General features: G+C 41.2%; 11 protein-coding genes, 3 rRNA genes and 1 other annotated feature. Of the genes, 13 read left to right on the forward strand and 1 reads right to left on the reverse strand.

What is annotated here, in order from left to right:
* Positions 1-44: 44 nt before the first annotated feature.
* From CD001_RS02730 to megL, 6 genes are all read left to right on the forward strand, one after another.
* On the forward strand, positions 45-452 hold the full coding sequence (locus CD001_RS02730; RefSeq protein ID WP_257009691.1) for a group II intron maturase-specific domain-containing protein: 408 nt from the start codon (positions 45-47) through the stop codon (positions 450-452).
* A gap of 434 nt (positions 453-886) precedes the next feature.
* Positions 887-1,972 (forward strand): HD-GYP domain-containing protein, encoded by a 1,086-nt coding sequence (locus CD001_RS02735; protein ID WP_096186099.1) that lies wholly within the window; start codon positions 887-889, stop codon positions 1,970-1,972.
* A gap of 395 nt (positions 1,973-2,367) precedes the next feature.
* A 16S ribosomal RNA gene (locus CD001_RS02740) occupies positions 2,368-3,922 on the forward strand.
* A 598-nt stretch (positions 3,923-4,520) separates the two neighbouring features.
* Positions 4,521-7,456 (forward strand): 23S ribosomal RNA (locus CD001_RS02745).
* Positions 7,457-7,586: 130 nt separating this feature from the next.
* A 5S ribosomal RNA gene (gene rrf, locus CD001_RS02750) occupies positions 7,587-7,703 on the forward strand.
* The 16S, 23S and 5S rRNA genes sit together here, the layout of an rRNA operon.
* A 574-nt stretch (positions 7,704-8,277) precedes the next feature.
* Positions 8,278-9,462 carry a methionine gamma-lyase gene (megL, locus tag CD001_RS02755; protein ID WP_096186100.1) on the forward strand — a complete coding sequence of 395 codons (1,185 nt, stop codon included), beginning with the start codon at positions 8,278-8,280 and terminating at the stop codon, positions 9,460-9,462.
* 121 nt (positions 9,463-9,583) lie between these two features.
* On the opposite strand, the gene CD001_RS02760 is transcribed toward megL, so the two are convergent.
* Entirely contained in the window at positions 9,584-10,528 is a 945-nt protein-coding gene (locus CD001_RS02760; protein WP_179298585.1) for a YaaC family protein, read from the reverse strand.
* 138 nt (positions 10,529-10,666) lie between these two features.
* On the opposite strand from CD001_RS02760, the gene guaB reads away from it, so the two are divergent.
* From guaB to CD001_RS02795, 7 genes are all read left to right on the forward strand, one after another.
* Positions 10,667-12,124 carry an IMP dehydrogenase gene (gene guaB, locus CD001_RS02765; protein WP_096186102.1) on the forward strand — a complete coding sequence of 486 codons (1,458 nt, stop codon included), beginning with the start codon at positions 10,667-10,669 and terminating at the stop codon, positions 12,122-12,124.
* 157 nt (positions 12,125-12,281) lie between these two features.
* On the forward strand, positions 12,282-13,685 hold the full coding sequence (locus CD001_RS02770) for a D-alanyl-D-alanine carboxypeptidase family protein (RefSeq protein WP_179298586.1): 1,404 nt from the start codon (positions 12,282-12,284) through the stop codon (positions 13,683-13,685).
* Between the two features lie 224 nt (positions 13,686-13,909).
* On the forward strand, positions 13,910-14,797 hold the full coding sequence (gene pdxS / locus CD001_RS02775; RefSeq protein ID WP_096186103.1) for a pyridoxal 5'-phosphate synthase lyase subunit PdxS: 888 nt from the start codon (positions 13,910-13,912) through the stop codon (positions 14,795-14,797).
* 34 nt (positions 14,798-14,831) lie between these two features.
* Entirely contained in the window at positions 14,832-15,416 is a 585-nt protein-coding gene (gene pdxT / locus CD001_RS02780) for a pyridoxal 5'-phosphate synthase glutaminase subunit PdxT (protein ID WP_096186104.1), read from the forward strand.
* A gap of 71 nt (positions 15,417-15,487) precedes the next feature.
* Positions 15,488-15,708: a binding site (T-box leader), on the forward strand.
* Between the two features lie 142 nt (positions 15,709-15,850).
* On the forward strand, positions 15,851-17,128 hold the full coding sequence (gene serS, locus CD001_RS02785) for a serine--tRNA ligase (RefSeq protein WP_096186105.1): 1,278 nt from the start codon (positions 15,851-15,853) through the stop codon (positions 17,126-17,128).
* Between the two features lie 448 nt (positions 17,129-17,576).
* The gene (locus tag CD001_RS02790) at positions 17,577-18,590 is read left to right on the forward strand and encodes an ABC transporter ATP-binding protein (protein ID WP_096186106.1); all 1,014 of its coding nucleotides are present in this window, start codon (positions 17,577-17,579) and stop codon (positions 18,588-18,590) included.
* On the forward strand, positions 18,571-19,557 hold the full coding sequence (locus tag CD001_RS02795; RefSeq protein ID WP_096186107.1) for an ABC transporter ATP-binding protein: 987 nt from the start codon (positions 18,571-18,573) through the stop codon (positions 19,555-19,557). Before CD001_RS02790 ends, CD001_RS02795 begins: the two co-directional genes overlap by 20 nt.
* The last annotated feature ends 24 nt before the right edge of the window (positions 19,558-19,581 follow it).

Below are 19,581 nucleotides of genomic sequence, written 5' to 3' on the forward strand. Positions count from 1 at the left end.
TGAAGAAACTTGACCTAACACTACACTGGGAGAATTCTAGACTCATGAACATATGGGATGCCAGTGAGGGCTTTGATTTTCTAGGGCTTCACCATCGTAAGTTCCCCATTCGTAAAAAGGGCGGACGTATATTCTTTATCATGAATCATATCCCAAGTAAGAAAGCCATGAAACAAATGCGAAAGAGGATTAAGGATTACACTGAACCACGCCATAAGTTGTATATGGATTTAAGGGACTTGGTAAAAGGCTTGAACAAGAAGTTACAAGGGTTCAAGAACTATTATCAGATCTCTCCCTTATCAAAGAAGTGGTTGAATCGCATTGATTGGTATGTGTTACAGCGTTTAAATCTCTTTAATAATAAGAAGAGAAATAAACGTCATAAACACGCTCATCTTAAAGATACAGTAAAGGAAATCGAATTCATATTACTGAAAGTGGCGAGTTAAATCCGCAAAGCCAAAGGAAGAAGAACGTCGGAAAGCCGTATGTATGAAGGAAAACTTCACGTACGGTTTGATGAGGGGGAGCTGAAAGTATAGAAGATAACCGAAAGGCTACCTTCTTTAAATCAGTTCTCTACTCTACATTTAACTGATATTGTTAATTGATCAAATTCCCTATATATAAGAGAAACATCGTGCAATGATGATCTGAAAAACATAAAAGGGCAAAATTTCCAACTTTTTATTACAAAAAACAAATAATCATATATAATTAATAGTGAAAAAGACTCACTCCTTTTGGATTATATATGTGAAAGAAGACTAAAGCATATATACAAAGTTAGTACATATCTTTCATCACCGTTTAACAAAATATGATTTTCTAGCTTCATTTGATTACAAGTAAAACGATATGGGGAAACACGGGGGAATGAAAAATGTTAGTAAAAACGAAATACTTAATAGAAGGATGTATTCTTTCTGAAGATGTATTTAAAAATACGAACAATCCTATTATGAGAAAAAAAACCGTTTTATCAAAAGAATTGATTCAGATATTAAATGTATTCCAAATTCCTCAAGTCCACGTTGAAGCGACACTCGTAAATGGAAAAAGGTTTACTCCTAAAAAAATAGAAGATGATGAAAGGAGTAAAAAAGCAGAAAAAGAGCAAACGTTTGAAGATAATTCATTTATAGATTTATTTTTAAAAACAGTCCCTAAATATAAAAAATTATTCCAGGATTGGCAAGGTGGAGCAAAAGTTGATATTAATAGAGTAAGAAAGATCTTCTTACCATTAGTAGAGGTCGAACCGAATAAGAAACACTTATTACAATTACACCATTATGGAACGAAAGAAGATTATATTTATTTCCATTCAGTTGCCGTAAGCATCCTTTCATATATGCTAGGCAAGAAAATAAACCTTTCTAAAGGAGAACTTATTCAATTAGGCTTAGCTGGTTTACTACTGGATTGCGGGATGGCGAAAATACCATTTAAAGTATTTAATAAAAACGGTCCATTATCTGTTTCAGAATTTAAAGAGGTACGAAAACACCCATTGTTAGGTGTACGAATGATAGAATCTATCCCAGGTTTTTCTAAGAATGCCCTTCTAGGTATTCTCCAACATCATGAACGTGAAGATGGAAGTGGCTATCCGCAAGGAATAAAAGGAGCAAAAACACATCTATATGCAAAGATTATCGCAATTTCCGATACTTATCATGCAATGTGTTCTGAAAGACACTATCGAACGAAGCAACTCCCATATAAAGTTTTAGAATCTATGAAGAAGGATCATTTCGGAAGGTTTGATCATATTGTCTTGAGCAATTTTTTTGAATTAATGACGGATATTCAATTAGGTACGAAAGTAAAACTTAACAATGGTGAAGTAGGAAAGGTCATCTATATAGATAAGTATGCTTTTACAAGACCTACTCTTGAAATGGAAAATGGTGAAACCCTTCTTTTAACTAAACACACGGAATTATTTATAGTAGAAACGCAGTGAACGACACACGTAATTGAAAGATTAGATGACTATTAAAAAATTAAATTATTTGAATATAATTTCCTTGTTGCATTCGTATGAACTTTTATGATACATTATTATTCGTTGCCGCAAAAACAACAATTAAACAAAGTTAATGATTCATTTCATTAAAAAAAGTTATTGACTTATATACATCACGATGATATGATATATAAGTCGCAACAAAAAAGCGACATTGACCTTTGAAAACTAAACAAAAAGCCAAGCGAAATGGGATATGAAAATATCCCGTCAATGAAATTTTTTAATGTAAGAGTTAAGGAACATCGGCTAATAACATCACATCCTGTGATAACACCGATGTTAGCGCATCCGTGCGCGTCAAACTCGTTAGATCTTTAACAGATCACACTTTATTGGAGAGTTTGATCCTGGCTCAGGACGAACGCTGGCGGCGTGCCTAATACATGCAAGTCGAGCGGACCAACTAAGAGCTTGCTCTTAAGAGGTCAGCGGCGGACGGGTGAGTAACACGTGGGCAACCTGCCTTGCAGACTGGGATAACTCCGGGAAACCGGGGCTAATACCGGATGATCAATGGAACTGCATAGTTCTATTGTAAAAGTGGGGATTTATCCTCACACTGCAAGATGGGCCCGCGGCGCATTAGCTAGTTGGTAAGGTAATGGCTTACCAAGGCGACGATGCGTAGCCGACCTGAGAGGGTGATCGGCCACACTGGAACTGAGACACGGTCCAGACTCCTACGGGAGGCAGCAGTAGGGAATCATCCGCAATGGGCGAAAGCCTGACGGTGCAACGCCGCGTGAGTGATGACGGTCTTCGGATTGTAAAGCTCTGTTGTTAGGGAAGAACAAGTGCTGTTCGAATAGGGCGGCACCTTGACGGTACCTAACCAGAAAGCCCCGGCTAACTACGTGCCAGCAGCCGCGGTAATACGTAGGGGGCAAGCGTTGTCCGGAATTATTGGGCGTAAAGCGCGCGCAGGCGGTCTCTTAAGTCTGATGTGAAAGCCCACGGCTCAACCGTGGAGGGTCATTGGAAACTGGGGGACTTGAGTGTAGGAGAGGAAAGTGGAATTCCACGTGTAGCGGTGAAATGCGTAGATATGTGGAGGAACACCAGTGGCGAAGGCGACTTTCTGGCCTATAACTGACGCTGAGGCGCGAAAGCGTGGGGAGCAAACAGGATTAGATACCCTGGTAGTCCACGCCGTAAACGTTGAGTGCTAGGTGTTAGGGGTTTCGATGCCCTTAGTGCCGAAGTTAACACATTAAGCACTCCGCCTGGGGAGTACGGCCGCAAGGCTGAAACTCAAAGGAATTGACGGGGGCCCGCACAAGCAGTGGAGCATGTGGTTTAATTCGAAGCAACGCGAAGAACCTTACCAGGTCTTGACATCCTCTGACCACCCTAGAGATAGGGCTTTCCCCTTCGGGGGACAGAGTGACAGGTGGTGCATGGTTGTCGTCAGCTCGTGTCGTGAGATGTTGGGTTAAGTCCCGCAACGAGCGCAACCCTTGATCTTAGTTGCCAGCATTTAGTTGGGCACTCTAAGGTGACTGCCGGTGACAAACCGGAGGAAGGTGGGGATGACGTCAAATCATCATGCCCCTTATGACCTGGGCTACACACGTGCTACAATGGATGGTACAAAGGGCAGCGAGACCGCGAGGTTGAGCGAATCCCATAAAGCCATTCTCAGTTCGGATTGCAGGCTGCAACTCGCCTGCATGAAGCCGGAATTGCTAGTAATCGCGGATCAGCATGCCGCGGTGAATACGTTCCCGGGCCTTGTACACACCGCCCGTCACACCACGAGAGCTTGTAACACCCGAAGTCGGTGCGGTAACCTTTTGGAGCCAGCCGCCGAAGGTGGGACAGGTGATTGGGGTGAAGTCGTAACAAGGTATCCCTACCGGAAGGTGGGGATGGATCACCTCCTTTCTAAGGAGCATATAGCTCATCAATTTAATGAGCTTCGGTTAAGAGCGTCACATCGTGTGACAACACCGAAGTTAGCACCTCCGTGTGCGTCGTTTGCGCTTTTTGTTTAGTTTTGAGAGGTTATTTTTTTATCTCTCCATGAAATGTTATTTGCAAAGAGGATTAAGCTATTCGATGAAGAGCGACGATCATCTGCCGTTTTGCAAAGAGGGTCAAGGAGTTCAAGGAAGCAATTGACGAGCCACTGGAGCGTACAACAGTACGTGAGGATGGTGAGGAATGAAGCTGACACAGAAATCTGCAGGCCATCTGCCGCAAAATTGTCCTTTGAAAACTAGATAACAGTAGAAAGACTGATTGATCTTCACCGGTTGTTTGAAGCGAATCCTAACGGATTCGAACGAGTACAACCGAGTGTCTTAGAAGGTTAAAAGACGCCATATGCAAAATTGCAAAACTCAAATTGAGTAGGTTTTGCAAGGAGGATCGAGTTGTTCAAGGAAGCAAGGAATTGAGCGACTGAGCGTATGAAATAGATACGTGACAGGAGCGAGAGACACAGCTGACACAGAAGAACGACGATCATCCGCCGCAAAATGGTTAAGTTATGAAGGGCGCACGGCGAATGCCTTGGCACTAGGAGCCGAAGAAGGACGGGACGAACACCGATATGCTTCGGGGAGCTGTAAGTAAGCTTTGATCCGAAGATTTCCGAATGGGGGAACCCACCACCTGTAATGAGGTGGTATCCATACCTGAATCCATAGGGTATGAGAAGGCAGACCTGGGGAACTGAAACATCTTAGTACCCAGAGGAAGAGAAAGAAACATCGATTTCCTGAGTAGCGGCGAGCGAAACGGAAAGAGCCCAAACCAAGAGGCTTGCCTCTTGGGGTTGTAGGACACTCCATACGGAGTTACAAAGAAACGGAGTAGATGAAGCGACCTGGAAAGGTCCGCGGGACAAGGTAAAAGCCCTGTAGTCGAAACTTCGTTTCCTCCGGAGTGGATCCTGAGTACGGCGGGACACGAGAAACCCCGTCGGAATCCGGGAGGACCATCTCCCAAGGCTAAATACTCCCTAGTGACCGATAGTGAACCAGTACCGTGAGGGAAAGGTGAAAAGCACCCCGGGAGGGGAGTGAAAGAGATCTTGAAACCGTGTGCCTACAAGTAGTCGGAGCCCGTTAATGGGTGACGGCGTGCCTTTTGTAGAATGAACCGGCGAGTTACGATTACGTGCAAGGTTAAGTTGAAAAGACGGAGCCGCAGCGAAAGCGAGTCTGAACAGGGCGAATGAGTACGTGGTTGTAGACCCGAAACCGTGTGATCTACCCATGTCCAGGGTGAAGTCCAGGTAACACTGGATGGAGGCCCGAACCCACGCACGTTGAAAAGTGCGGGGATGAGGTGTGGGTAGGGGTGAAATGCCAATCGAACTCGGAGATAGCTGGTTCTCCCCGAAATAGCTTTAGGGCTAGCCTCGAGGGAAGAGTATTGGAGGTAGAGCACTGATTGGACTAGGGGTCCCCACAGGATTACCGAATTCAGTCAAACTCCGAATGCCAAATACTTATCCTCGGGAGTCAGACTGCGAGTGCTAAGATCCGTAGTCAAGAGGGAAACAGCCCAGACCATCAGCTAAGGTCCCCAAGTATACGTTAAGTGGAAAAGGATGTGGAGTTGCTTAGACAACCAGGATGTTGGCTTAGAAGCAGCCATCATTGAAAGAGTGCGTAATAGCTCACTGGTCGAGTGACTCTGCGCCGAAAATGTACCGGGGCTAAACGTATCACCGAAGCTATGGATTGTCCTTACGGACAGTGGTAGGGGAGCGTTCCAAGGGCGTTGAAGCTCAACCGAGAGGATGGGTGGAGCGCTTGGAAGTGAGAATGCCGGTATGAGTAGCGAAAAGAGGGGTGAGAATCCCCTCCGTCGAAAGCCTAAGGTTTCCTGAGGAAGGCTCGTCCGCTCAGGGTTAGTCGGGACCTAAGCCGAGGCCGAAAGGCGTAGGCGATGGAAAACAGGTTGAAATTCCTGTACCACCACGTCACCGTTTGAACAACGGGGGGACGCAGGAAGGTAGGGTAAGCACGGCACTGGATGTCCGTGTCCAAGCAGTGAGGCTGGTAAGTAGGCAAATCCGCTTACCGTAAGGCTGAGCTGTGATGGCGAGCGAAATTTTAGTAGCGAAGTTCCTGATCCTACACTGCCTAGAAAAGCCTCTAGTGAGGTGACTGGTGCCCGTACCGCAAACCGACACAGGTAGGCGGGAAGAGAATTCTAAGACGCGCGGGAGAACTCTCGTTAAGGAACTCGGCAAAATGACCCCGTAACTTCGGGAGAAGGGGTGCTCTATTAGGGTGTATGCCCGAGAGAGCCGCAGTGAATAGGCCCAAACGACTGTTTATCAAAAACACAGGTCTCTGCCAAGCCGCAAGGCGACGTATAGGGGCTGACACCTGCCCGGTGCTGGAAGGTTAAGAGGAGGGGTTATCCCTTACGGGAGAAGCTCTGAATTGAAGCCCCAGTAAACGGCGGCCGTAACTATAACGGTCCTAAGGTAGCGAAATTCCTTGTCGGGTAAGTTCCGACCCGCACGAAAGGTGCAACGATTTGGGCACTGTCTCAACGAGAGACCCGGTGAAATTATATTACCTGTGAAGATGCAGGTTACCCGCGACAGGACGGAAAGACCCCATGGAGCTTTACTGTAGCTTGATATTGGATTTTGGTACAGCTTGTACAGGATAGGTAGGAGCCTTGGAAACCGGAGCGCCAGCTTCGGTGGAGGCATCGGTGGGATACTACCCTGGCTGTACTGGAATTCTAACCTCGAACCGTGATCCGGTTCAGGGACAGTGTCAGGTGGGCAGTTTGACTGGGGCGGTCGCCTCCTAAAGAGTAACGGAGGCGCCCAAAGGTTCCCTCAGAATGGTTGGAAATCATTCGCAGAGTGCAAAGGCATAAGGGAGCTTGACTGCGAGACATACAGGTCGAGCAGGGACGAAAGTCGGGCTTAGTGATCCGGCGGCACCGTATGGAAGGGCCGTCGCTCAACGGATAAAAGCTACCCTGGGGATAACAGGCTAATCTCCCCCAAGAGTCCACATCGACGGGGAGGTTTGGCACCTCGATGTCGGCTCATCGCATCCTGGGGCTGAAGTAGGTCCCAAGGGTTGGGCTGTTCGCCCATTAAAGCGGTACGCGAGCTGGGTTCAGAACGTCGTGAGACAGTTCGGTCCCTATCCGTCGCGGGCGTAGGAAATTTGAGAGGAGCTGTCCTTAGTACGAGAGGACCGGGATGGACACACCGCTGGTGTACCAGTTGTTCCGCCAGGAGCATCGCTGGGTAGCTACGTGTGGACGGGATAAGTGCTGAAAGCATCTAAGCATGAAGCCCCCCTCAAGATGAGATTTCCCATCACGTCAAGTGAGTAAGATCCCTCAGAGAAGATGAGGTTGATAGGTCTCATGTGGAAGCATGGCAACATGTGGAGCTGAGAGATACTAATCGATCGAGGGCTTAACCAATGTTTTATCAAACCTTCTAATACCGAAGGTCATCAGTCAAATGTTATCTAGTTTTGAGAGGATAAAGAAAAGTTGAATTGCCTTGTATGAGTAGGCAATGAAACAAGAGAACTTCTCAACATTTAAATAGTCCAGTGACGATAGCGGAGAGGTCATACCCGTTCCCATGCCGAACACGGAAGTTAAGCTCTCCAGCGCCGATGGTAGTTGGGGGCTCTCCCCCTGTGAGAGTAGGACGCTGCTGGGCTATCAAAAGCACCTTCAAAAGAAGGTGTCTTTTTTTCATGAAATGAGATGTTATTGAGGGGAATAAGTATGAGCATCATTAATTTAGAATCATTCTAGTTAGCGGATAAAATGAAATTTTTACCGGATAAACCCGGATTTTTCGCGGATAAAATGATTTTTTTACCGGATAAACTCAAATTTTTCACGGATAAATTGAATATTTTACCGGATAAACTGAAAAATTTGCTGATAAACCATCATGTAAACCCAGGTTTTTCGCGGATAAACGATACATACATCCACAACGACACAAAAAAGTGATTGTCTGAAAGCAAAAGAGATAATCGTAATTAGGATAAATCTAAAATTTCTCGGATATACAATACCAACATCAAAAATCACCAAATAAAATGAGAAAATATCTGTCATTAGCACCTTAGATGCTGAGCAAAAATACGATAGAAACGTATAGTCGTAAAGATATCTATTATTTGTAGATGAGTATTCCACTTTAGAAATGTACGTTTAATGTCTTAGGTGGTTCATGTATAATAGATTTAGATAGACAGAAAATTCGTTGAGGTGAGAGGAAAATGGAAAAAACTAAAAGATCGTTAGAAACTCGGATGATTCATGGAACGTTTGATCGTCAGAAACATTACGGCAGTTTGACACCGCCTATATATCAAACTTCAACATTTTCATTTGAAACAGCGGAACAAGGGGAAGCTCGTTTTGCTGGAAATGAAAGCGGTTACATGTATTCGAGATTAGGAAACCCAACAGTCGATGCATTAGAGAAAAAAATTGCTGACCTTGAGGGCGGAGAAGAAGGCATAGCTTTCAGTTCTGGAATGGCTGCTGTTTCTGCAGTATTATATGCATTAGTAAAGTCTGGAGACCACATATTAGTCTCTGAAGGAGTTTACGGTTGCACGTTCGGTTTATTAAAAATGATGAAAGAAAAATTTAATGTGGATTATGATCTCATAAATATGGATTCAGAAGAAACAATTGAATCGATGATAAAGGACAATACAAAAGCATTGTATATTGAGACACCGATTAATCCGACGATGAAGCTTGTAGATATTGATATGGTTGTGAATGTTGCTAAGAAACGTAATCTTCCAGTCGTAGTTGACAATACATTTTGTTCACCTTATTTACAACAACCGTTAGCATTAGGAGCTGATATTGTTCTTCATAGTGCAACAAAATACATTGGAGGACACGGCGATGTTGTAGCAGGACTAGTTGTCGGGAAAAGTGAATTCATTCAAGAAGTAAGAATGACGACACAAAAAGACATTGGCGGTATTTTATCACCTTTTGATGCATGGCTATTAATTAGAGGATTAAAAACATTAGCAGTCAGAATGGATCGGCATTGTGAGAATGCAAATAAACTTTTTGATCAATTAAAAAGACATCCTAAAATTAAAAGCATCGTTTATCCAGGTGATCCCGAATTTGTTCAGCATGAACTAGCCAAAAAACAAATGAAGCATTATGGAGGTCTCATTAGTTTTGAAATTGACGGATCGAAGGAGACTGCTCAAAAAGTAATGAATGAACTATCAATGATACAAGTAGCGGTTAGTTTAGGTGATGCAGAGACATTGATCCAACACCCTGCAACGATGACACATGCTGTTGTTCCTGATGAAGAACGTGAAAGAATGGGCGTTACAGATCAGTTGTTACGTTTATCAGTCGGACTTGAGAGTGTCGATGATATTTGGGATGACTTAGCCAATGGGTTAAATAAGATTTAACGTAGTATGATCTCCCCTTTAGGTAGACAGGTGAAAAGCCATCTGTTTAACCTTAAGGGGAGTTTTAAATTCCTTAAATACTAAACCATCTAATCCTTCTTAGCGAAGCGAGAAAGCAGCTTTAAATCGGTATATCCGTTTTAAATATTCTTTCAAGCAAAAATGGAATTTTTACTTCAGCTATATTTAGAAACATTTCGATAAATGGGAGATCATTTGAAGGAAAAGAATATAGGAGTTCTCCCCACCATTCGGTTTCATATCGGCAGATCATACTTAGGTTATATAAAAGTAAATAGTGTACGAGTAATTCTGGTAAATTTTTATAAAGAGAGTGCATGATTGGCAAATAATAAGTATTTTCCATTGAATAATTAATTGGTGAAGATTCAATGGATGTGTTCTGGATGTTAATGAATACTTGATCTCCTTCCTCATAACATTTCCACTTTAAGTCTGTCTTTTGCTTGATCAATGTTGAAAATTGAGAGACAGGCTCATTAAATTTTTTAAAACTTTCTCGTTCCAGTGAAAATAACGGAGGTTTTCCTGATAATTTTATGAGAGTTTGTTCTTTCTCGAGCTCTTCAAATATTGGAATGAATTCAGGAATCGTCATAAGTAAATGACGCATTTTATATTTCTCGCCTGTTATTTGTTTCACATGAAACAACTGCTCAGATAAGTAAGGGTAAAAACCGTCTTTTTGTACTTTTATTTCATCCTTCAAAAAAGAATAATTTTGTTTTTTACGTTTTCGAGTAGAGACACCGTGGGCAAGTACTTGGGTTGAAGCTGGGTAATGAGGGTCGCCTGTCAATAAGAGTGCTTTTAACCAATGACTTAGCCCGTAAAAATATAAAACGGGTTTGATTGATAATGGAGCATGTATTCCTTGTGAAAAAAAGGATTCGCCCATTTTTATGTAATAGACGAAAGAATAACCGTTATTAAATGATAATTCCTTTGCATTTGAATATTTCTGCTTTGAATACAATTTATATAAGTATGATTTAACATAATCTACCGATTGAAAATAAGTATAGAATGTGTATTTACGTGACAAACAAAATCCCCTCCAAATTCATAAACATACGTAATGTTTTCTGAAAAATAAAACAATTATTCCTTCCTTGACAGTAGTTTATCCAGTTGTTAATCTACTAATAATATTTTGCAAAAATATTGAAAGGGGAATTGTCTAATGTGGGAGAACAAATTTCAAAAAGAAGGCTTAACGTTTGATGATGTCTTGCTTGTTCCATCTAAATCGGAAGTTTTACCAAACGACGTTTCTGTAAAAACGGTGCTTTCAGAAACATTAACGTTAAACATTCCAGTCATTAGTGCAGGAATGGACACTGTAACAGAAGCAGAGATGGCTATTGCGATGGCTCGTGCTGGTGGTTTAGGAATTATTCATAAAAACATGTCCATTGAACAGCAAGCTGAACAAGTAGATCGGGTGAAGCGTTCGGAGAGTGGTGTTATTACTAACCCGTTCTATTTATCCGAAGATCACCAAGTGTTTGATGCCGAACATTTAATGTCAAAATACCGGATTTCCGGAGTGCCGATTGCAGACGAAGAGCAAAAGTTAGTCGGAATTATTACGAATCGTGATTTAAGGTTTATTGAGGATTATTCAATAAAAATTAAAGAGGTCATGACAAAAGAAGGTTTAGTCACTGCTCCTGTAGGAACAACCCTTAAAGATGCACAAAGTATTTTGCAACAGCACCGCATTGAAAAGCTCCCACTTGTTGATGAAGCCGGTACGTTAAAAGGACTCATTACGATTAAAGATATTGAAAAAGCAATTGAATTCCCACACTCAGCAAAAGATGAACAAGGACGTCTTATTGTCGGTGCAGCCGTTGGAGTAGGCGGTGATTCTGATGTCCGTACGAAAGCACTCGTAGATGCAGGAATCGATGTCCTCGTCATAGATACGGCTCATGGGCATTCGAAAGGTGTTCTTGATAAAGTAAGAGAAGTAAGACAAGCATACCCAAGTTTGAATATAATTGCAGGAAATGTCGCGACAGCAGAAGCAACAAGAGACTTAATTGAAGCTGGAGCGAATATTGTTAAAGTTGGAATTGGACCTGGATCAATTTGTACGACACGTGTTGTAGCAGGGATCGGCGTTCCACAAATAACGGCAGTATATGATTGTGCGACTGAAGCGAAAAAACACGGTGTGTCGATTATTGCAGACGGTGGAATAAAATATTCTGGTGAAATCGCTAAAGCGATTGCTGCAGGCGGACATGCCGTTATGTTAGGGAGCCTTCTTGCAGGTGTTTCGGAAAGCCCTGGTGAACGTGAAATTTACCAAGGCAGACAGTTTAAAGTTTACCGTGGGATGGGCTCATTAGGAGCGATGGAAAAAGGAAGTAAAGATCGTTATTTCCAGGAAAATAATCAAAAATTAGTTCCAGAAGGTATTGAGGGACGTATTGCATATAAAGGACCTTTGAAAGATACGATTCATCAGTTAGTAGGTGGATTAAGAGCAGGAATGGGTTATTGTGGAACTCCGACAATTGACTCATTGCGTGAGGAAGCTCAGTTTATTCGTATTACGAATGCTGGATTACGTGAAAGTCATCCTCACGATGTTCAAATTACTAAAGAAGCTCCAAATTATTCAATGTAAGGAAAAAAATAAGTCGAATGAACGAATAGGTAGGGGACTCCCCTATCTATTTTTTTTGAAATAATTATGATAAAATATCGTTTGTCCAAATAAAAAAATGTACAATCAGTACTTTATATAAAAAGAGAGAGAACTTGATTGGGAGAGGATGAAAAAGATGGTAAAACGATTGACAATGTTCAGCTTTTTATTCGTATTTACATTTATGAGTGTCTTTAGTTTTGGAGGAACAACGCAAGCTAATTTTGAGCCGAATGTAGATACAGCGATATTATTAGATGGAGAAACTGGGAAAATATTGTATGAACGAAATGTTGATCAACCGTTGCCGCCTGCGAGTATGACTAAAATGATGAGTGAGTATCTCATTTTGGAAGCGGTAAATAATGGAGATATTGCTTGGGATGATACAGTTCCGATTAGTGAAGATCTAGCAGCAATGTCACATAACGAAGGTCTATCAAATGTGATGCTTCGAGTAGATGAAGAGTATACAGTCCAAGAGCTATACGAATCTGTCGCGATTTATTCTGCAAATGCTTCTACGATGGCTTTAGCAGAATATATTGCTGGTTCTGAAGGTGCGTTTGTTGAATTAATGAATGAACGTGGAAAAGAGCTTGGACTCGGTACTCCGTTACGTGAGGCAGGGTCTGAGTATGGAATGGAAAACCTTGAAGAGATTGCCGATGAAGAATTAGGAGATTTTCAATTCGTTAATACGACAGGACTTCCAAATAGTCTTTTAGATGGGAATCACCCGGAAGGTACTGGTGCTAATGAGGACAATTATATGTCGGCTCGCGCTGCAGCTGTTTTAGCGTATCACTTAATAAATGATTATCCTGAAGTGTTGGACACTGCAAGCATTCCAGAGAAAGTATTTAGAGAAGATTCGGATGATGCGATTAATATGCAAAACTGGAATTGGATGATTTCTGGAACGATGTATTCAGATATTGATTATGAATATGTTGACGGTTTAAAAACAGGCTTCACAAATGCCGCTGGGTATTGTTTCACTGGAACAGCTGAAAAAGATGGACAACGTTTAATTAGTGTTGTGATGAAAGCCGGTTCTGAAGTTGAACGTTTTAATGAAACAGAACGTTTAATGGAGTACGGTTTTAATAACTTCTCTAGTGAAGAGATTTTCCCTGCAGGAATGGAACTAGAGGGCTATGAAACAGTTGAAGTAACGAAGGGGACAGAGGATGAAGTATCGATTTCAACGAGTGATGCTTTTACAACACTTATGCATAATCGTGATGACATCGACTCTTATCACTATTCTGTTCAATTAGATGAGTCATTACTTGATGACGATGGACGATTAATCGCACCAGTTGAAGAAAACGAAGTGATTGGCACAATGACCGTTGAGTATGACGGAGATTACGCAAATGGTTACCTTCAAGGAGAGAGCTCTGATACGATTCAGATCGTAACGAATGAATCCGTTGATAAAGCTGGCTGGTTTACTTTGATGATGCGGGGAATTGGAGACTTTTTCTCAGGTGTTTGGACTTCAGTAGCTGACACCGTACGCGGCTGGTTCTAAAATAAGGGGGGCATCCTCCTTATTTTTATACATAAAGGAGCAGCTGACCGTATATGAGAAACTGACGTTACCGTTATTATTTTCGTATAGGTTGCAAATAAAACTTTTTTACAAATTCCTATTAAAAAGGTCAGTTTTTTCGTTATAATGGTAGAGGAATGTTTGGATATAAAATGAGTTGAAAATCCAAAATACAAATAACAAGTCGTTTAAGGGGGATTACCATGGAAAGACAAACAGGTACAGATCGTGTAAAACGTGGTATGGCAGAAATGCAAAAAGGCGGCGTCATTATGGATGTTGTCAATGCTGAGCAAGCTAAAATTGCAGAAGAAGCTGGTGCAGTTGCCGTTATGGCATTAGAGCGTGTTCCGGCTGATATTCGTGCTGCAGGCGGGGTTGCCCGTATGGCTGACCCGACTATTGTAGAAGAAGTACAAAGCGCGGTTACGATTCCAGTTATGGCAAAAGCACGTATTGGACACATTGTTGAAGCTCGTGTACTTGAAGCTCTAGGGGTGGACTATATTGATGAAAGTGAAGTTTTAACACCTGCAGACGAAGTATATCATTTAAATAAGCGTGAGTTCACTGTCCCGTTTGTTTGTGGAGCTCGTGATTTAGGTGAAGCATCACGACGCATCGGAGAAGGTGCTTCAATGATTCGTACAAAAGGTGAGCCTGGAACAGGAAATATTGTAGAAGCTGTCCGCCACATGCGTATGATGCAGTCCCAAATTAAAAAAGTGATCGGTATGTCTGAAGATGAGTTAATGACGGAAGCGAAAAACATTGGGGCACCTTACGAGGTTCTTTTAGATATTAAACGTAATGGCCGATTCCCAGTCGTTAATTTTGCTGCGGGAGGCGTTGCAACTCCAGCAGACGCTGCATTAATGATGCAGTTAGGTGCAGACGGTGTCTTTGTTGGATCAGGTATTTTTAAATCCGATAATCCTGAGCGATTTGCACGTTCAATTGTGGAAGCAACAACTCATTATGAAGACTATAAACTAATTGCAGAACTATCTAAAGACTTAGGGACTGCAATGAAAGGGATTGAAATCTCTACTTTAGAAGAAAAAGATCGTATGCAAGATCGCGGTTGGTAAGGTGTTACCTTCCATTTGAGAGGAGAATAACATCATGATAAACATAGGTGTTTTAGCCTTGCAAGGTGCTGTAAGAGAACATGTGAAAGCATTAGAAGCACCAGATGTAAATGTAAAAGTCATTAAGAAAGCATCAGAGTTAAATGATATTGATGGACTCGTTTTTCCTGGCGGAGAGAGCACGACAATGCGTAAACTCATTGACAAATATGATTTTTTCGAGGCTTTAAAGAAGTTTGCTGAAAAGGGAAAACCAATGTTTGGGACATGTGCTGGTGCGATCTTAATGGCAAATGAGCTTGTTGGCCAAGCTCAGCCTCATTTAGCAGTCATGGACATCAAAGTAGAGCGGAATGCATTCGGACGCCAAAGAGAAAGCTTTGAAGTTAATCTCAGCGTTCATGGAGTAGGTGAGAACTTCCCTGCTGTATTCATACGTGCGCCAATTATTCAAAAAGTTGGAGCTGATGTTGAGGTTATTGCTGAGTGTGACGGAGAAGTTGTCGCAGCAAGACAAGGACCGTTTCTTGCATGTTCGTTTCACCCAGAATTAACGGATGATTACCGAATGCATCAATTTTTTGTAAAAATGGTTCGGGAATGTCAAATCCCTGCTTGATTAGATCGTATCAAATCGGTTAGAATAGTGAGTATTAAAAAAGACTTGTTCATCATGAACAATCTTAATGATGAAATGTGACGAAGGGAATTAGTAGCAATTATTTTTCACTTCAGAGAGCCGGTGGAAGCTGTGAACCGGTGTGAAAGCATTGTGAATCCATCCTGGAGCAAAGCAGTTGAAATAGTAGTAAACTGCTTCGGTTTATTGACCGTTATTCAATCAAGCTGGAAGTACGATGATTCATTGTATTTCAATTAGGGTGGCAACGCGGGTAACTCTCGTCCCTTTCTTAGGGATGAGGGTTTTTTTAATTGCTTAAAGAGCGGGTTCAAAAGGAGGGCAATAAGAGCTGCGAGCGTCACATCACGAGCTTCCACACTGATGCTCTTAAATAATTTCGCCAAAAATAATGTAAATCGGAGGTAAGGAAAATGTTAGATGTGAAACGTTTACGAAGTGATTTTGTACATGTGAAGGGACAGTTAGCTTATCGAAATGAGGATATATCAGATTTAGACCGTTTCGGTGATCTTGACAAAATGAGAAGAGAATTAATTCAAGAAGTCGAAGAACTTAAAAGCCGTCGAAACACAGTATCACAAGAGATATCTCAGTTAAAGCGAGAGAAAAAAGATGCAGATGACTTAATAAAAGAAATGAAGGACGTCTCAAATCGAGTAAAAGAGTTAGATGATGAACTTCGTACGGTCGATCAACAGCTTACAGACATCTTATTAACGATTCCAAATATCCCGCATGAAAGTGTTCCTGTCGGCGCAGATGAAGATGAAAATGAGGAAGCGAGAACGTGGGGAGATCTACCGACTTTTAAATTTGAAGCAAAGCCACACTGGGACTTAGCTACAGAACTTGGTATTCTTGACTTTGAACGTGCATCAAAAGTGACTGGCAGCCGCTTTGTTTTTTACAAAGGGCTAGGAGCACGGCTAGAACGAGCGTTACTTAATTTCATGATGGATCTCCATCAAGATGAACATGGGTATGAGGAAATTTTGCCTCCTTATATGGTTAACCGAGACAGCATGACTGGAACGGGACAGCTGCCAAAGTTTGAAGAAGATGCCTTTAAAATTCGTGAGGAAGACTACTTTTTAATCCCTACGGCTGAAGTTCCGGTAACGAATTTTCACCGCGATGAGATTATGGATGTTGAGGACCTACCAAAAACATATACAGCATTTAGTGCGTGTTTCCGTTCTGAAGCGGGATCTGCAGGTCGAGATACACGTGGTTTAATACGCCAGCATCAATTTAACAAAGTAGAGCTCGTTCGCTTTGTTAAGCCTGAAGAATCTTATGAGCAATTAGAGCTTCTTACATCTCATGCAGAAAAAGTATTGCAGCTATTAAAACTGCCATATCGTGTCATGAATATGTGTACTGGAGATTTAGGTTTTACTGCAGCGAAGAAGTATGATATTGAGGTTTGGATCCCAAGTTATGGGACATATCGTGAAATTTCTTCTTGCAGTAACTTTGAAGATTTTCAAGCACGACGAGCTAATATACGATTTAAACGAGATGCAAAAGGAAAAGCTGAATTTGTTCATACGTTAAATGGCTCTGGGTTAGCGATTGGACGAACCGTTGCGGCTATTTTAGAAAACTATCAGCGAGAAGATGGTACAGTTCAAATACCTGATGTTTTAAAACCATATATGGGCGGAAAAGATATCATTTCAAAATAGTTTTTCAAACCAACCTTTCTGAACAGGAAGGTTGGTTTTTTCAGTGGTTGCTGAAACATTTTTGTAATAATCGAAAGGAGTATGAAATATTAATGATATAAGTGTAACAAAATCTTACAGAATATTTTATTAAATATTTATTCATGCGAGTCTATTTTTATAAGAATGATAGGTAGTAAGTCCTGCTATAATAATAAATATACACTTTATTAAATATTATTTTTATTCGAATAATTTCGAAAACCGAAATATCTAAAAAGGGACAATTTTCAAAAAACTATATACACGTTATCATATATATGATAAATTATTTCCTATAAAAATGTTTCGATTTATTTAGAAGAGAAAATTATTATAGTAGTGTTAAAAATATATACTTATAAATGAATAAATTATCATATAATTTCGTCTGATTTTGTCGAACATACATAAAATACGGGGTGAGTTTATGAGTAATCATGCACAAGATTTACTAGAAGTAAAAGATTTAAAAACATACTTTTATATGGAGGATAAAACCGCGAAAGCCGTTGATGGAGTTGACTTTTCAATAAAAAAAGGCGAGACTCTAGCCCTTGTCGGTGAATCCGGAAGCGGGAAAAGTATTACCTCCCTCTCAATAATGAGACTCATTAATTCTCCACCGGGAAAAATTGTCGAAGGCTCTATTAAACTTGATGGTAAAGATCTTTTAAATCTATCAGAAAGAGAGATGAGAAAAGTCCGAGGCAATGATATCGGCATGATATTTCAAGAGCCGATGACCTCATTAAATCCCGTATATACGATTGGAAATCAAATAGCTGAAACGTTAATGAAACATAAACATATGAAAAAGAAGGAAGCCTACCAAAAGGCAATAGATCTATTAAAGTTGGTCGGATTTCCAAGAGCAGAGGAAATTGTCCATGAATACCCTCACCAGCTTTCTGGAGGAATGAGACAACGTGCAATGATTGCGATTGCGATGTCTTGCGATCCGAAATTATTAATTGCAGACGAACCGACGACAGCTTTAGATGTAACGATTCAAGCTCAAATTTTAGATTTAATGATAGAGATGAAAGAGAAATTTGAGTCTTCGATCTTACTTATTACCCATGACTTAGGTGTAGTTGCAGAGGTTGCCGACCGTGTTCTTGTCATGTATGGAGGACAAATTGTAGAAGAAGCGTCTGTCAGAGAAGTCTTTACTGATCCGAAGCATCCATACACAGTCGGACTTTTAGGTAGTATTCCAAACTTAGATACAGAAGTAGAACGTCTTGAATCGATTCCAGGAACAGTTCCACCTGCACACCGTTTTCCTCAAGGATGTCGGTTTGCACCAAGATGTAAACACGTTATGGAAAAATGTCTTGAAGGAAACCCGGACCTTTTAGAGACAAACCCTAAACATAAAGTCAGATGTTATCTCTATGAGGAAGAAGGAGGGAATGCAGATGGAGAAGCAAACAGATAAAGTTTTAGAAATCAAAAATTTAAAGAAATATTTTCCTGTAAAAGGTGGGGTACTACAAAGAACTGTCGGTCATGTTAAAGCAGTTGATGATGTCTCTTTTGATGTATATGCCGGGGAAACACTAGGAATTGTTGGTGAATCAGGCTCTGGTAAATCAACATTAGGGAGGACGATTCTTCGATTATTAGATCCTACAGAAGGACAAATTCTTTTTGACGGTGAAGATATTTCTAATATTGGTAATCGAAAAATGCGTCCGTACAGAAAAGATATGCAGATGGTTTTCCAAGACCCGTTTGCGTCTTTAAACCCTAGGATGAGTGTTGGGGAAATTATTGAGGAACCTATGCTAGTTCAAAAAACATTAACGAAAAAAGACCGGAAAGATAAGGTTGTCGACTTATTAGAAAAGGTTGGATTAACTGAGGAAGCAAGAGAAAAGTATCCTCACGAATTTTCAGGGGGACAGCGTCAACGAATCGGCATTGCAAGAGCGTTGTCAATGAATCCGAAATTTATTATCGGGGATGAACCTGTTTCAGCATTAGATGTTTCTGTACAGTCACAAGTATTAAATTTAATGGAAGACTTACAGGATGAATTTAATCTTACATATTTATTTATAGCTCATGACTTGAGTGTTGTGAAACATATTAGCGATCGGGTAGGTGTCATGTACTTAGGGCGACTAGCTGAACTTGGTCCAAAAAGTAAAATTTATGACAATCCATTGCATCCTTATACGCGAGCACTGCTTTCATCAGTCCCAGTACCGGATGTTGAAAGAAAGAGAGAGAAAATAAAATTAAAGGGAGAGCTGCCTAGCCCTTCGAACCCACCGACCGGTTGTGCTTTTCATACGAGATGTCCTGAAGCGCACGAAAGGTGCAAAGTAGAACGTCCTGAACTGATTCATTATGGAGACGGGCAATACGTTTCCTGTCACTTATATACAGAGGAATCGTAAGCAACCATTTTTCTTAAAGGGGGT

It is taken from the genome of Evansella halocellulosilytica (genome assembly GCF_002335745.1).
Taxonomy (GTDB): Bacteria; Bacillota; Bacilli; order Bacillales; family Salisediminibacteriaceae; genus Bacillus_CA; species Bacillus_CA halocellulosilytica.